11 protein-coding genes are annotated in these 15,778 nt (G+C 75.3%); 2 read left to right on the forward strand and 9 right to left on the reverse strand.

Annotated features, from left to right (window positions below; all coding sequences use genetic code 11):
- Positions 1-119: 119 nt before the first annotated feature.
- Together VER05_RS11170 and VER05_RS11175 are read right to left on the reverse strand one after the other, a co-directional pair.
- Complete coding sequence (locus tag VER05_RS11170; protein WP_324845428.1) at positions 120-278, reverse strand: hypothetical protein; 159 nt, start codon at positions 276-278, stop codon at positions 120-122.
- Between the two features lie 73 nt (positions 279-351).
- Positions 352-921: a dihydrofolate reductase family protein gene (locus VER05_RS11175; protein ID WP_324845429.1), complete on the reverse strand. Its 570-nt coding sequence runs from the start codon at positions 919-921 to the stop codon at positions 352-354.
- Positions 922-1,028: 107 nt separating this feature from the next.
- Between VER05_RS11175 and VER05_RS11180 the strand changes: the two genes are divergently transcribed.
- Complete coding sequence (locus VER05_RS11180; protein ID WP_324845430.1) at positions 1,029-3,320, forward strand: bifunctional diguanylate cyclase/phosphodiesterase; 2,292 nt, start codon at positions 1,029-1,031, stop codon at positions 3,318-3,320.
- An 89-nt stretch (positions 3,321-3,409) separates the two neighbouring features.
- On the opposite strand, the gene VER05_RS11185 is transcribed toward VER05_RS11180, so the two are convergent.
- The 7 genes from VER05_RS11185 to VER05_RS11215 form a co-directional block, all read right to left on the reverse strand.
- Positions 3,410-5,278: a DUF222 domain-containing protein gene (locus VER05_RS11185; RefSeq protein ID WP_324845431.1), complete on the reverse strand. Its 1,869-nt coding sequence runs from the start codon at positions 5,276-5,278 to the stop codon at positions 3,410-3,412.
- Between the two features lie 157 nt (positions 5,279-5,435).
- On the reverse strand, positions 5,436-6,494 hold the full coding sequence (locus VER05_RS11190) for a hemolysin family protein (RefSeq protein WP_324845432.1): 1,059 nt from the start codon (positions 6,492-6,494) through the stop codon (positions 5,436-5,438).
- On the reverse strand, positions 6,491-7,897 hold the full coding sequence (locus VER05_RS11195; RefSeq protein ID WP_324845433.1) for a hemolysin family protein: 1,407 nt from the start codon (positions 7,895-7,897) through the stop codon (positions 6,491-6,493). The genes VER05_RS11190 and VER05_RS11195 overlap by 4 nt, the downstream gene beginning before the upstream one ends.
- A gap of 174 nt (positions 7,898-8,071) precedes the next feature.
- Positions 8,072-9,055: a glycosyltransferase family A protein gene (locus tag VER05_RS11200; protein ID WP_324845434.1), complete on the reverse strand. Its 984-nt coding sequence runs from the start codon at positions 9,053-9,055 to the stop codon at positions 8,072-8,074.
- Positions 9,056-9,173: 118 nt separating this feature from the next.
- Positions 9,174-11,735: a SpoIIE family protein phosphatase gene (locus VER05_RS11205; RefSeq protein WP_324845435.1), complete on the reverse strand. Its 2,562-nt coding sequence runs from the start codon at positions 11,733-11,735 to the stop codon at positions 9,174-9,176.
- 71 nt (positions 11,736-11,806) lie between these two features.
- On the reverse strand, positions 11,807-13,141 hold the full coding sequence (locus VER05_RS11210) for an oligosaccharide MFS transporter (protein WP_324845436.1): 1,335 nt from the start codon (positions 13,139-13,141) through the stop codon (positions 11,807-11,809).
- Entirely contained in the window at positions 13,138-14,157 is a 1,020-nt protein-coding gene (locus VER05_RS11215) for a family 43 glycosylhydrolase (protein WP_324845437.1), read from the reverse strand. The genes VER05_RS11210 and VER05_RS11215 overlap by 4 nt, the downstream gene beginning before the upstream one ends.
- Positions 14,158-14,382: 225 nt before the next feature.
- Between VER05_RS11215 and VER05_RS11220 the strand changes: the two genes are divergently transcribed.
- The gene (locus tag VER05_RS11220; protein ID WP_324845438.1) at positions 14,383-15,615 is read left to right on the forward strand and encodes an AI-2E family transporter; all 1,233 of its coding nucleotides are present in this window, start codon (positions 14,383-14,385) and stop codon (positions 15,613-15,615) included.
- Positions 15,616-15,778 lie beyond the last annotated feature (163 nt).

Here is a 15,778-nt window from a genome sequence, read left to right on the forward strand (position 1 = left end):
GCACGCGCCAGGCGTGCCGTCCGACCGTGCACCGCAGCGACATCGTCGTCGCCCCCCTCCCGTGGACCGGTGCGACCACGGTCCCGCGGCGGCGCCGGGCCGTCAACCGCCCGGTCGGGTCACATCCCGACCATGTAGGTCCCGTTGTGGGGCTCGTAGCCCGGCCGGTCCCGGCCGCACCGGGCGCACACCTGGTACTGCGCGCCGGCACCGCCCTTCTCGGCGTTCCGCCGGACCTCCCAGACGTGCCGACCGACGATGCAGCGCAACGGACGCATGACAGCCTCCTCGCTCGTGCGGTCCGTCCACGGTCCTCCCCCGGCGGCGCGCAGGTCAACGACCCCGGTCGCGTCACCGAGCGCGGCGCACGGCGTAGCGCAGCCAGAGCGTGCCGTTGCCGAAGCCGCGCTGCTCCAGCAGCTCCAGGTCCAGCGGCACGCCCTCGGGCCAGAACCGCAGCCCGCCGCCGACCGACACCGGCGCGAGGTACGGCTGCACCTCGTCGACGATCCGCGCGCGCAGCGCGTGCGCCGCCAACGTCGGGCCGTCGACGGTCACGTCGTGGTCGAGCCCCGACACCCACGCGCGCACCGCCTCCGGGTCGAACGACCGCTCCACGGTGGTGCGCGCGGTGGTCGGCTCCGCCAGCGTCGAGGAGTAGACGACCTTGTCGGCCGCCTGCCACACCTGGGCGTAGGTCCGCACGAACTCGGGCGGGTCCGGCGCCTCGAGCGCGGTCTCCCAGAACGACATCGTCTCGTACATGCGGCGCCCGTACAGGTACGTGCTGACCGACCGCGTCTGCTCCGAGATGAAGTCGTGCAGCGCCGGGTCCAGCGCGCCGCCCCAGTCGCTGCTGCCGGACGCGTCCGCCGCGTAGCCGTCGAGCGAGGTGAACATCGAGTAGATCAGCCGCCCCATCGCCCTACCGTACGGGCGGCGACCGCGGGGGCGCCATGGTCCGCCGGGGCGGGTGAAGTCCCGCGCCCGCGCTCGGTTGCCGCCCCGGGACGCCGATGGTGTGGGTGATGCCCTCCTCGATCACCCCGCCGCGGCGACGCGTCCTGCCGCCCGGCCCGCTGCTCCTCGGCCCCGCGGCGCTCGTCGCCGCGCTCGCCGTGGTCGAGCACCTGGCGGGGCTCGGCGGGCTGACCGCGGCGGGCGGCGCCGTCGCCGCGCTGTGCGCGGGCCTCGTGCTGCGGCAGCAGGGGCCGCTGCGCTCGCTCGAGGAGCGCGGGCTGTGGCGGTGGTGCGGGCGGTCGGTCACCGCGGTCGCCGCGGGCCTGTCGGTGGAGGCGGTCGTGGACCTGGCGGTGCGCGGCCCCGCCGCGGCCGGGCTCCGCGGGCTCGCGCTCACCGCGGGCGGCGTCGTCGCCGTGATGTGCGCGCACCAGGGCATGCTCAGCTGGAACCGGTTCCGGACGTCGGCCGTGCACCCGGTGGACTGGGTCAACTTCGTCGGCTCGACGCTCGGCACCCTCGCGCTGCTGGTGTGGGCCGTCGCCGTCGGCGTGCTGCCCCCCGACGGCCCGGGATGGGCGGCGGAGGGGCACCTGCTCCGGGCCGCGATCCTGGGCGTCCTCGCGGTGATGACACTCGTCGTCACGGTGCTCGGCGGGCTGCGGGACGACCCGCGCGCCTGGCTGCTGCTGACCGGGGTCGGGGCGATGTCCGTCGTCGAGCTGGTGCTGCTGCCGTGGCTGCCGGCCGACGGCGCGCCGGCCCTGCCGGTCGTCCTCAGCTGGACCGCGCTGACGCTGGTCACCGCCCGCGCCGGCGCGATCAAGCCGCCGCCGCTGCGCGGGCACTTCGCGTCGACGCTGGTGGTGACGACCTGCGCCATGATCGCGGTCCTCGCGAGCACCGTGGTCCTCGTGCTGGACAGCCTGCGCCCCGCGGGCACCCCGTTCGTCGCGCTGCTGGCCGCCGCGGGCGTGGTCGGCGGCTGCGCCCAGCTGCTCCGGACCGCGAGCGAGCTCGCCGCGCTGGCCGCCACCCGCAAGGAGGCCCGCACCGACCCGCTCACCGGCGTGGCCAACCGCCGGGCGATGCTGGAGGTGGCCGACCGGTTCGCCGCGGCGCGGACGGGCGCGGCGCTGCTCGTCATCGACCTCGACCGGTTCAAGGACGTCAACGACCGGTACGGCCACCCCGCGGGCGACGCCGTGATCCGGACGGTCAGCCGGCGGCTGCAGGCGCGGCTCGACGGCGGGGCGCTGCTCGCCCGGTTCGGCGGCGACGAGTTCGGCGTGGTGCTCGACCACGACGACGTCGAGCGCGCGACCGTGGTGGCGCACGCGCTGCGCGAGGCGGTGCGCGAGCCGGTCGACGTGACCGGCCGGGTGGTCCGGCTGGACGCGAGCATCGGCGTCGCGAGCACGGCGTTCGGCGACCACCACGACGGCGAGCTGGTGCGTTGGGCCGACACCGCCATGTACGCGGCGAAGCGCGCCGGCGGCGGCGTCCGGGTCTACGACGAGGCCGCCGACGCCCGGGACCGCGACGAGATCGCGCTGGCCGACGAGTTGCGCGCGCTGCTGTCCGCGCCCGAGGGCGACGACCGGCACGGCACCCTGGAGCTGCACTACCAGCCGCAGCTCGACTGCGCGGACGGGCGCGTGGTCGGCATGGAGGCGCTGGTCCGGTGGGCGCACCCGGAGCGGGGGCTGCTGCCGCCGGTGGCGTTCGTCGACCTGGCCGAGCAGAGCGGCTCGATGTTCGCGCTGACCGAGCGGGTGCTGGCGCAGGCGACCCGCACGGCCGCCCGCTGGCAGGCCGAGGGCCGCGACCTCCCGGTGGCGGTGAACCTGTCGACCTCCTGCCTCGGGCACCCCGGCCTGCTGCCCTCGCTGGACGGCGCGCTCGCCGCGGCGGGGCTGCGGCCGGAGGCGCTCGTCGTCGAGATCACCGAGACCACGCTCATGCACGACCCGCCGCACGCCGTCGCGGTGACCCGCGCGATCGCGGACCGCGGCATCGCCGTGGCCATCGACGACTACGGGTCGGGGTACTCCTCGCTGACCTACCTCAACGAGCTGCCCGCCGGCGAGCTCAAGCTCGACCGGTCGTTCACGATGCGGCTCACGTCCGACGACCGCACCCGGGCGATCGTGTCCGGCACGCTCGAGCTCGCGCACCACCTCGGGCTCCGGCTGATCGCGGAGGGGGTCGAGGACGCCGAGACGGCCGAGGCGCTGCGCGGCATGGGGTGCGACCGGACGCAGGGGTACCTGCACGCGAGGCCCATGCCGCTGGCCGACGCGGACGCGTGGCTGCGCGCCCGGGACGACGCGGGGCGCGCGGCGCCGGTCGGGGCGTAGGCGCCGGTCGGGGCGTAGGCGCCGGCGACGTCCACCCGAGCGGCGCCAGGGGGCTCGCATCCCCGCCGTCCGGAGCACGCTGATCCGAATCAGAACGGGGGCGGTTCGTCGTACGGGTCGGACGTGGCGTCATGGCACTGCCCGGTGCCGGGGCTCGTCAGGTAGCGGTGCCCGGTCGGGGTGATCCACTCGAACAGCCCGGGTTCGATCTGGCGGAGTCGGAAGCCGCCGTCGGTCTTGAGCCGGTGGTGCCGGTGGCACACCGGGCCCAGGTTGCCCGCGTCGGTGCGGCCCAGGCGGGTGTCGTCGGGCGCGTCGGGGTCGCCCGGGGCGTTTCCGGCGTCGCCGGGGTCGCTGCCGGGTTGGGGGTGGAACTCCTTGGTGTGGTCGAGCTCGCAGCGGCAGGCCGGCACCGTGCACCCGGGAGCCGAGCAGGTCCCGTCCCTCGTTCGCACGAACTCGTCCAGCGCGACCGGGGGTCGGTAGCGTTCGCGGCCCACGTCCAAGACCCGGTGGGTGATCGGGTCGGTGACCAGTCGCCGCCAGACCCCGCCGGCGGCCAGGGCCCGGGCACGGACCGCGTCGATCGGGCCGTACCCGTCCAGGTCGGCGGGCTGGTCGTCCAGACCGAGCAGGGTCGAGGCGTTGATGGTGATCCGGACCTCGGCGCCGGGGCGCCCGGAGCAGCGGGTGCAGCCACGGCGCGCCGCAGCGGGAGCGAGGGCGGTGCCGATCGGCGCGGTGGCGCCAGCGGGCGGCTTCCGGGAGGTGCCCGGGTGCGCGGGGTCGGTCAGGGCCGGGACGCCGAGCATCGCCGGAGGCCCGGGTCCGGGTCCGGGTGCGCCCGCGGGGAGCGGTGTGGGTGTGGCGTCGGGCGCGGGTTCCAGGGTGGTGGGGTCGAGCGGGACGAGGGTGCCGGTCGGGACCGGGTCGACCGGCGGCCTCGGCATCAGGCTGAACGTGGTGGTGTCCAGGTTCTCGGTCGACCGGCGGGGCTTGGGCACCACCGGGGGCGGCGGGTCCAACCGCACCTCGCACGCCGGCCCGTCCGAGGCCGGCACGTCCCCCACGACCAGGTCCCGCAGTCCGTCGGCGCGCAGCTCGTCCAGGGTCCGGCCGTCCCCGAGGGCCTTCGCCGACCGGGCCGCGTGGTCCAGGACCCCGTCGACCCGGGTCGCGTCCTCGGCGGCCAGCACCAGCCACATCGAGGCCATCCCGTGCGGCCGGGACCGCGGGTGACCCACCCGCCGGGTCCGCCGCGCCCGGTCGTGCCGGGCCGCTTCCCCCTCCGGGTCGACCAACCGGACGGCGCGCTGCACGCGCTGCTCGAGCTGGGCCCTGGAGCACTGGTCGGCGTCCGGCAGCACCTCGTCCTCCACCGCCTGCGCGCCCTCGAACGCCAGGTCCTTGACCCCCTCGACGATCACCACGCACTTGGCCGCGTCGATCCGCCCCGCCTCCAACGCCTCGCGGGTGGCGCCGAGCATGCCGTCCAGGAACACCGCCCGGTGCACCAGCTTCACCGCGGACATCCGCGACCAACCCAGGCGCATCGCCAGCTCGTCACCGGCGACACACCGCACCGTGGGCGGGGCACCGGCCAGCGGGGACCAGTCCGGGCGCATCTCCTCCCGGCGGGCGAGCTCGGCGGCCGCGTCGAGCTTGCGGGCGTGGTGGTAGGCCTCCATCCGGTCCTCCGCGGCGACCACCTCGACCAGCACCTTCGACGACAGCACCCGGGAGTCCAGGCCCCGCAGCCACGCGTCCAGCTCCGGCCCCGGCGGGCACGCCGCGATCGCCTCGACCTGGCGCTCCTCACTCGTCCGCGGGGCCCGACCGGCCGCCACGACCGGGTCCGGGCCGAAGTCCGTCAGGCACGTCCCGTCGGGCCCGTAGACCGGCAGCACGACGCCGGCGACCGGGTCGCCGTCGTCGTGTTCCCGCAGGTCAGATGCCATGCAACGACACTACCGACGCCCACCGACACGATACCGGCCACCGACCGAGACCTGGGGACGACGCACGACGAACCCGCCTGTGGAGGACTCGGCGCCCGCACGAGGACTTCCCCCGGTCCCGCGCGAGCCCCCGCCGTCGTGCGGGGGCTCGCGCGGCTCAGCGAGCCTCGGCGGCCCCGGGGCCGCCAGCTGCGGCTCCCGCTGCCTCCGGCGCCGCCAGCGGGAACAGCCGCGCCAGCACGTCCGCCAGGGTCACCACGCCGAGCGTCCGCCCGCCGTCGAGCACCAGCGCCAGGTGCTGCCGCTGCTCCCGCATCTGCGTGAGCGCGCCCGACACCGGCGCGTCGGCCTCGAGCCGCAGCACCGGCCGCGCGAGCGCCCTCGCGGGCGCGTCGTCCGGGTGGGCGAGCGTGTCGCGCACGTGGACGACCCCGTCCAGCCCGTCGCCGCCACCGGCGCCGACGAGCACCCGCAGGTGCCCCGAGCCGCGGGTCGCCGCCCGGACGTCCGCCATGGTGGCGTCCGCCGCGACGGCGGTCGGCGCGCCGCCGGCCCGCACGAGGTCCCGCACGGTCAGGTGCTGGAGCTCCAGGGCCCCGGTCAGCTGCCGCGAGTACGCCGCGTCCAGCGCGCCCACGTTGGTCGAGTGCTCGACCAGGTGCCGCAGGTCGTCCGGGTTCTGCCCGGTGGCGACCTGGTCGGCCGGCTCGACGCCGACCTTGCGCAGGCACCAGTTCGCCGCCTCGTTCAGCACGCGCAGCAGCGGCCGGGTGAGCCACATGAACGCGCGCATCGGGGTGGCGAGCAGGATCGCGGACGTCTCGGGGTGCGCGATCGCCCAGGACTTGGGCGCCATCTCGCCGACGACCAGGTGCAGGAACGTCACGATGACGAGCGCCAGGACGAACCCGGCGACGTCCGCGAGCCAGAGCGCGACGCCCCAGCCCTCGAACAGCGGGGTCAGCCAGTGGTGCACCGCGGGCTTGGTCACGGCGCCGAGCGCCAGGGTGCACGCGGTGATGCCGAGCTGGGAGCCGGCGAGCAGCACGGTGAGCTCGGTCGAGCTGCGCAGCGCGGCCCGGGCGGACCGGCTGCGCGGCGCGGCCTCCTCCAGCCGGTACCGCTTGGCGGCGAGCGCCGCGAACTCCACGGCGACGAAGAACGCCGACAGGGCGATCAGCCCGACGGTCACGACCACGACGACGAGCGGGCTCATCGGTCCTCCTCCCGGTCGCGCTCGACGGCCTCGGCGCGCTCGGACTCGGTGGGCGGCGGGTCCGCGGGCACGGTGACCCGGACCCGCGCGGGCACGTGCCGCTCGAGCTCCAGCACGTCGACCCGCAGCCACACCGGGTCCGGCTCCCCGGCCAGCGCCAGGTCCCCGGGGTCGCCCGGCAGCAGCACGACGACGGAGTCGCCGGCCGCGGGCAGCGCGCCGTGCGCGGCGATCACCAGGCCGGCGATCGTCTCGTAGTCGCCGGCGGGCAGGTCGCGCCCGATCGCGCGCTCCACCTCGTCGACGTGCACCTCCCCCGCCATCACCCAGGAGCCGTCCTCCTCCGCGACGCCGAGCACCGCGGTCGCGGCGTCGTCGTGCTCGTCGGTGATCTCGCCGACCAGCTCCTCCGCGAGGTCCTCGAACGTCAGCACGCCGGCGAAGCCGCCGTACTCGTCCAGCACGCACGCCAGCTGGTTGCGGCCCGCGGCGAGCTGCCGCAGCGCGTCGGGCAGAGCCATCGACGTCGGCACGAGCTCGGGCGCGCGCATCAGGCGCTCGACGGGCTCGCCGGGGTCGGTGGCGACCAGCACGTCCTGCAGGTGCACGACGCCCAGCACCTCGTCGTCGGCGGACAGCACCGGGTACCGGGAGTGGCCGCTGGCCATCTGCTCGCGGACGTCCCCGACGGTGGCGCCGGCCCGCACGACGTCGACCCGCGACCGCGGGATCATCGCGTGCTCGGCGTCCTGCTCGGGGAAGTCGAGGATCCGGTCCAGCAGGACCGACAGCTCGCGCGGCAGGTCACCGGACTCGGCGGACTCGGCCACGATGTGCTCGAGGTCGCGCGCGGTCGCCGAGTGCTCCACGTCGTGCACCGGCTCGATGCGCAGGACCCGCAGCAGCGCGTTCGACGCGGAGTCGAACACCCGGATCAGCCAGCCGAACACCGTGAGGTACGCGGTCGTCGACCCGGCCAGCCGCACGGCCACGGGCTCGGGGCGGGAGATCGCCAGGTTCTTCGGGAACAGCTCGCCGAACAGCATCTGGACCAGCGTCGACAGCAGCAGCGCGAACACGGTGCCGACGGCCACGCCGACCCCCGTGGGCACGCCGACGCCGCCCAGCGCCTCGCCGAGCGCGTCGCCGATCAGCGGCTCCGCCACGTAGCCGACCAGCAGGCCGGTCACGGTGATGCCGAGCTGGGCGCCCGACAGCATGAACGACGTGCGCCGGGTCACGGACAGCGCGCGGCGCGCGCCGGCGTCACCGTCGGCCGCGCGGGCGTTCAGCCGGGACCGGTCGACGGCCATGTAGGCGAACTCCTGCGCGACGAAGTACCCCGTCGCGGCGGTGATCGCCAGCACCACGAGCACGCCCAGGAGCAGGGACAGCACCCACATCAGATCTCACCCCCCGTCGCCGTCTCGCACGGGCGCAGGGGGTCGGTACTACTGTCGCCGTCCATCTCTCTCCAGGTCGGGGGCACGATCGACACCCTCAACGCGCCGGGTGCCGCCCGGGTTCCCGGGACCGGCGACGGATCTGCGCGCGGCGCCCCGGCCGGCCGCGCCCGGTCAGACCCAGTACCCCGACGACGCCGAGTAGGCCCCCTGGTACTGCCCCCGCCGCAGCCGGATCGCGTTCCGCTTCACGTCGTACGCGAGCAGCCGCCACTGCGGCACGGTCCACCGCCGGACGACCGAGGCCAGCGCCCGCGCGCGGTCGGCGGGCGGCAGCGGCGCGGCCAGCGTCTCGGCCATCATCCGGGACGCGAGGTACCACTGCGGGAACGCCACCGGCCGGCGGAAGGCGGGGTCGTAGCTGCGCACCTGCACGATCGGGTCCGCGCCGACCGCCTTGCTGTTCTGGTTGTCGTGCCGCCGGCACCGGAACAGCCGCTCGGGCACGACCACCCACTCCGCGCGCAGCGCCGACCGGATGCCCAGCACGATGTCGCCGCCGAAGAACCGCGGGTGCCCGCCCATCGCCCGCAGCGCGTCGGTGCGGAGCACGCCGCCCCAGGCGATCGCCTGCCAGGACTCCCGGCGCAGCAGCTGGTCCACCCGCTCGGCGGGGGCCAGGCCGAGGTAGGACAGGTCCTCGTCGTCCATGTACCCGACGACGTCGCCCGCGGCGTCCACGAGCGTGACCCGCGGGAACGCGATCGCCGCCTCGGGGTGCGCGAGCAGCGCCTCCCGGCAGCGCACCAGGTGCTGCGGCTCGACGACGTCGTCCGCGGCGTTCCACAGGAACAGCGGCGCGCGGGCCAGGTCGAGCACCCGGTTGAAGTTCCACGGGACGCCGCGGTTCTGCTCGCTGCGCACGTACCGGAACCGCGGGTCGGCCTCGGCGAACGCCCGCGCGATCTTGCCGGACTCGTCGGTCGACCCGTTGTCGGAGACGATCACCTCGATGTCGCGGAGGTCCTGGTCCCGCAGCGCGGTCAGGGCCTCCTCGAGGTACAGGTCGCCGTTGTAGACGGGCACGCCCACGCTCACCAGGGGCGCGGGGCGGTCGTCGGCCGGCCCCGCGGGCACGGCGTCGTCGGGCAGCTGCACGGGCGGGCCTCCCTGGTGACGCACCCGGGCCGACCGCGCTGCCTGCCCGATTTGTGACGTTTGCCCGGAATGCTACGCCCGGTTCACCCGTTTGCGCGCGCCTGCCGGGCGCGCGGCGTCACCCGTTCGTGCCCGCGTCGTCCTGCAGGCCCAGGTGCACCACCAGCAGCGCGATGTCGTCGTCCGGCGCGTCCCCCGCCGCCCCGCGCGCCAGCACCGCGTCCGCGAGGAACCCCGGGTCCAGCGTGGCCGACCCGGTCGCCCGGGCCTGCGCCTCCGGCGCCAGCTCCGCGACGAGCTCGGCCAGGGCGTCGATCCCCTCCTGGAGGTGCGCCCCGCGCCGCTCGACCAGCCCGTCGGTGTAGAGCAGCACCGTCGACCCGCGCGGCAGCTCGACGACCGAGTCCGTGCGGGCGTTCTCCGGCGACACCCCGAGCACGAGCTCCGGCCGCGAGGCCCGCAGCTCCCGCACGGTGCCGTCCGGCGCGACGAGCAGCGGCGGCAGGTGGCCCGCGTTGGTCCACCGGAACCGGGTCGTGCCCGCGGCGCGCTCCTCGGCGGTCTGCTCCAGGCGCCCGACGACCGCGGTCGCCATCGCGTCCACCCGCAGCGTGTCCAGCGCCTGGTCCAGCGCGCGCAGCACCTCGGCCGGGCTGCCCCCGGTGGTCGCCGCGATGCCGCGCAGCAGCGTGCGGACCTGGCTCATCACCGCCGCCGCGTGCCGGTCGTGGCCCATGACGTCGCCGATCACGACGACCGTCGACCCGGACGGCTGCAGGAACGCGTCGTACCAGTCGCCGCCGACCTGGGCCGCCCGCGCCGCCGGCACGTACCGGACGGCGACCTCCAGGTCGTCCGGCTGCGCGGGCGCGGACAGCAGCGCGCGCTGCAGGGTCTCGGCCATCCGGCGCTGGCCCTCGTAGAGCCGCGCGTTGTCGAGCGCGAGCCCGGCCCGGTCCGCGACCTGCACCAGCAGCGCGAGGTCCTCGTCGGTGAGGTCGGGGTGCCCGTCGTCGAGGAACAGCGAGATCGCGCCGACCGTGCGCCCCCGCGCCCGCATCGGCACGGCGTACCCGGTGCGCGGCGCGAGCGCGGCGAACACGTCCCGCGCCTCGCCGGTCAGCAGCGGCAGCACGGAGTCGGTCGCGCCCGGGATGACGACCGGGTCGCCCGACCGCAGCGCGCGGTGCAGGAACGAGGTCGGCGACAGCGCGCCGAGCCGGAGCTGCGCGTACCGGGCGACCTCCCGGCGCCGCGCGGGGTCCGCGTGGTAGCCGGCGATGTCCCGCAGGTGCCGTCCCTCGTCCCACAGCGTGACGAGCGCCCAGGAGCCGAAGTGCCGCACGACGTGCCGGGCCAGCCGGCCGACCGCGTACTCGGTGTCGAGCGTCGCGCTCAGGTCCTCGCTCACCGTCGCGAGCAGCGCCAGCCGGCTCGTCGCCGCGTCGGCCTCGGCGAGCGCGGCGGTCCACCGCTCCTCGAGCCGGCGGCGCTCGGTGATGTCGTGGAAGTACACCGACAGCCCGTCCGGCCCGGGGTGCGCGCGCACCTCGTACCAGCCGTCGAGCGGCGGCGGGTAGTAGGCCTCGAACGACCGCGCCGTCCCGGACTCCGCCGCGCCGCGGTAGTGCTCCTCGAACGCCGAGCCGACCGACAGCGGGAACAGGTCCCAGATGACGCCGCCGAGCAGCTCCCCCCGGGTCCGGCCGAGCACGCGCTCCGCCTCGGCGTTCACGTAGGTGAACCGCCACGCGTCGTCCAGCAGGAAGAACGCGGTCTGCATCGTCTCCAGCACCCGCGCGATCCGGGTGTCGGCCTCGCGTTCGGTGGTGGTGTCGTACGCCGCGCCGAGGACCCGGACCGCGGTGCCGTCGGGGCCGGGCAGCGCCATGCCCTTCGCCTTGACCCAGCGCACCGCGCCCGACGGGTGCACGACCCGGTACTCCGCCGTGTACTGCCCCACCGCGTCGATCGCGCCCTGCAGCGCCTCGGCCACCCGCGCGCGGTCGTCGGGGTGCAGGCACGCCGCGAACGCCTCGATGGTGCCGCCGAACGTGCCCGGCTCCATCCCGAAGATCGCGTGCAGCTCGTCGTCCCAGGCGAGCACGCCGGTGAGCAGGTCCCAGTCGAAGCTGCCGACCTCGCCCGCGGTCACCGCGAGCTGCCACCGCACCCGGTCCGCCTCGTACTCGACGGCGAGCGCCGACAGCTCCAGCTCCGCGACCGCCGAGGCGGCCAGGTCGGTCAGCACCAGCACGTCGTCGGTCGACCACGCGCGCACCTGGGCGTCGTACACGCACAGCGCGCCGACGACGTGGCCGTCCTTGCCGACCAGCGGCACGCCCAGGTAGGCCCGGACCCGGCCGTCCGCGACCACGTCGAGGTCGCGGAGCCGGTCGTCCGCCCGGGCGTCGGCGACCACCAGCGGCTCGCCCAGCGACGCGGTCACGGCGCACACCTGGTCCTGGAGCGGGCTCCGCAGGCCGGTCGCGCCCACGACGGGCCCGGCCTCGGCGGGGGCGCGGCCCCCGTCGTCGGCCGTCGGGACGTCCGCGACCAGCGAGACCTGCGAGGACGGGGCGGCGAGCAGCCGGGACGCCAGCTGGGCCAGGCGCTCCAGCGCCGGGTTGCCGACGGAGGCGAGCAGCCGCTGCACGGCGGCGCGATCGGGGTCGGGCACGGGGTCCCTCCCTGGAGTCGCGGCCTGCGTGCAGCATAGGCGAGCCGCGCGCCCCCGCCGGCGGGTTCAGGTCAGGACGACGCGAGCACGTGCGTCGGCGCGCCGCCGTCGGCCCGGTCCGACGGCGCCCCCGGCGCCACGCGGTCCCGGTCGTCGGCCATGAGGAACCGCGCCACCAGGGTGACGGCCAGGATCACGCCGGCCATCACCAGGTAGGAGTGCGCGAAGCCGATCGCGGAGTACGACGCCCCGAACACGGACGCGAAGATCGCGATGCCGATCTGCTTGGCGAAGTTGAACCCCAGCATGTAGGCCGTCGCCGAGATCCGGACGTCGAACATCCGGGTGATGTACTTCATCACCGACACCAGCAGGAACGGCATCTCGATCGCGGCCAGCAGGCGCCAGGCGATCAGCAGCCACTCGTGCGTGAAGAAGGCCGAGCCGAGCACGCGGACGAGCAGGATCGCCGCGAACACCATGAGGCCCTTGCGGGCGCCGATCCTGTTGACGATGAACGGCGCGGCGACCATGAACGCCGCCTCGGCGAAGATCTGCACCGCCACCACCCGGGAGAACAGCACCTCGGGGTCGCCGCTGACGACGAACGTGGCGAAGTAGTTCGGGAACTGCTGGTCGAACACGTCGTACAGCGCGGCGGTGCCGAACATCAGCACCACGAAGCCCAGGAAGTTCCGGTCGCGGAGCAGGGCGAGCACGGTCTCCTTGGAGACCTTCGTGCCGCCGGAGCCCGCGTCGGCCGCGGCGCCCGCGGCCTCCGCCCCGTCGCCCCGCGGCACCCGCGCGACGAACAGCAGCGTGCCCAGCACGATCGCCGACACCGAGCCGGCCCACCAGATGCTGTCCGGGTTGGCGGCCCAGATGAACCCGCCGACCAGCGCCGCGGTGCCGCCGGCGAGCGAGCCGAACAGCCGGGCGTGGCCGTACTCGTAGCCGTTGGCGCGGCTGGCCCGCTCGCTGAACGCCTCCACGACGCCGACGCCGGAGTTCAGGCACAGGCTGAGGAACACGCCGCCGACGACCGCGGCCAGGTACTCGTTCACGCCGATCAGCGGCTGGAACACGAACACGAAGAACGGGCCCATGAACGCCGCGCAGAGCACCACGAACGCGAACAGGTACTTCTTGAAGCCGAGCCGGTCCTGCAGGAACCCGTAGACCGGCTGGAGCGCGAGCGCCGTGATCGCGGAGACCGTGCTGACGACGCCGATCGCGCCGGTGCCCATGCCCTCGCGGGCCAGCCACAGCGGCAGGAACGTGAACGCGAGCTGCCAGATGGCGAAGTAGAAGAAGAACAGCCCGCCGTAGTTCCAGAACACGCCCCTCCTGAGCGACTCCAGGGCGCTCGGGCGCGGCTCTGCGGCGGGGGTGGTGCTGGTCGTCACTGCGGGTCTCCGGCGGGGCTGAGGACCTCGGTCGAGGTCGGGGTGGGGCGGGTGTCGGGCACGGGCGTGCCCCACACGGGGTTGCCGTCGGCGTCGAACGGCAGGACCTGGGCGCGGGCGTGCCGGTTGGGGTCCCAGAGCGGGTCGCCGACGATCTCGGTGTAGGTGCGGGCGTGGTAGACGAGCACCGGGGTGCCGTCCGCGAGCTCGGTGAACGAGTTGTGCCCCGGGCCGTACTGGCCCGCCGCGGGGTCCGAGACGAACACCGGGGTGGGGCTCTTGGTCCACGACGCCGGGTCCAGGAGGTCCGACCCGAGGTCGGCGGTGAGCACGCCCATGGCGTAGTCGATGCCGGTCGCGGCACCCGAGTAGGTCAGGAACACCCGGCCGCCACGGACCAGGACCGAGGGGCCCTCGTTGACCCAGAAGCCCTTGACCTCCCAGTCGAACTCCGGGCGGGTCAGCTCCACCGCGGGCCCGGCCAGCGTCCACGGGTTCGCCATCGGCGCGATGTACAGGTTCGAGTGCCCGCGCACGTCGAACGCCTGCTGCGCCCAGACCAGGTACTGGGTCCCGTCGATCACGGTCGACGTCGCGTCCAGCGCGAACGACTCCCACCCGGTGTCGACCTGGCCGCGCTCGACCCACTCCCCCTCGAACGGGTCCGCCGCGGTGTTCTCCAGCACGTAGATCCGGTGGTTGAACGTCTCGGCGGTGCCGGGCACGTCGACCGTGCCGTGGTCGTCCGGCGCCGCCGCGTAGTACACGTACCAGGCGCCGGCGACCCGGTGGATCTCCGGGGCCCAGATCAGGTGCGACTGCGGCCCGTCGGCGTGGCGCTCCCAGATGGTCACCTCCGGCGCGGCCTGCAAATCCTCCAGGCGCTCGGCCCGGCGCAGCACGATCCGGTCGTAGAGCGGGTGCGACCCGGTGAAGTAGTACTGGCCCTCGTGCCGCAGCACGCACGGGTCCGCCCGCTGCAGCACGATCGGGTTCACGCCCACGCCGTCCGTCACTGTCGTCTCCTCGTCGAGACCGCCGGGCGCACCCCGGCGGGTTTCTCCATCGTTGTATGTTAACGCTCACACACCGTACGCCCCGTTGTCCAACCGGGTGCCGGGACGCTGGTCCCGGGGCCGTGGCGCGGGCCGGGCCGCGCCGCCGGGCGCGCCCCGCGGCCCGGCCGACCGGCCGCCGGTAGCCTGTCCGGCGCACCGTCCGCCGACCACCCGGAGCCCCGCATGCCCGCGCTCGACGACCCCGCCCCGCGCCCGGCACCCGCCGCCGGCGCCCGGCTCACCCCGGGCGCCCGCGACTCGCGGATCCCGCCGCGGTGGCTCCCGCGCGCGCTCGCGATGGCGGTGGCGGCGGCGTTCGCCGGCATCCTGATCTGGCGCGCGGCGTCGATGCTCGGCAACGTCATCACGATCGTCGTCATCTCGTGGTTCGTCGCGCTCGCGATGGAGCCGATGATCCTGTGGCTCGGCCGGCACGGCGTGAAGCGGCCGCTCGCCACGGGCATCACGATGATCGGCTCGCTGGTCCTCGGCCTCGCGGTGCTCGGCCTGCTGGGCGGGCTGTTCGTCAACCAGCTCGTCGACCTGGTGCAGTCGATCCCCGGGTACTACGCCGACCTGCGCGCGATGGCCGCCGACCGGTTCGACGTCGAGCTCCCGCGCACCGACGAGCTGCTCACCAGCGCCGGCGACTACGCGGGCAACATCGCCGACGGCGTCCTCGGCGTCGGCGCGTCCATCGCCGGCGGGCTGTTCACCGCGACCGCCGTGCTGCTGGTCGTCTACTACATGGCGAGCGCCGGCCCGAAGTTCCGCGCCGCGGTGTGCCGCTACCTCGCCCCGCACCGGCAGCGCGAGGTGCTGCGGCTGTGGGAGGTGTCGCAGGACAAGGTCGCCGGGTTCATCAACTCGCGGCTGGTGCTCGCGGCCATCTCGACCGTGGCGACCTGGCTGTTCCTGCAGCTGCTCGGCATCCCGTACGCCCTGCCGCTCGCGGTGTTCACCGGCCTGGTCTCGCAGTTCATCCCGACCGTGGGTACCTACATCGGCGGCGCCCTGCCGGTGCTGGTCGCGCTGACCGTCTCGCCGCTGCGGGCGCTGGCGGTGCTGGCGTTCATCATCGGGTACCAGCAGATCGAGAACCTGGTGCTGACCCCGAAGGTGTCCCAGCGGTCGCTCGCGCTCAACCCGGCGGTGGCGTTCCTGTCGGTCATCGCCGCCGGGGCCGTGTTCGGGGCGCTCGGGGCGTTCCTGGCGCTGCCGGTCGTGGCGACGATCCAGGCCGTCATGTCGACCTACGTCCGGCGGCACGAGCTCGTCGACCCGTCGCTGCTCCGGGACGAGGCGGTCGGCCGGCGCCGGGACGCACAGGAGTCCGGGGACGGCGCCGCCGACGGCGACCTCCCCGGCGAGGGCGAGCTCCGGCCCCCGGTCGCGTCGCCGTCCGACCCGGCCTAGCGTCGGGCGCACCGGCGCCACCAGGGCGCCGGCCCCGACCCGAGGAGGACGCGTGACCGACTCGACCGACGACTGGATCCCGGACACCCCCGGCGAGGACCCCGACGCGCCGGACGCCGAGCCCGAGCGGGACCTCGGCGGCGTGGACCGCGGCGACGACGTG

This window comes from Cellulomonas sp. (assembly GCF_035634735.1).
In the GTDB taxonomy this organism is placed as follows: Bacteria; Actinomycetota; Actinomycetes; order Actinomycetales; family Cellulomonadaceae; genus Cellulomonas.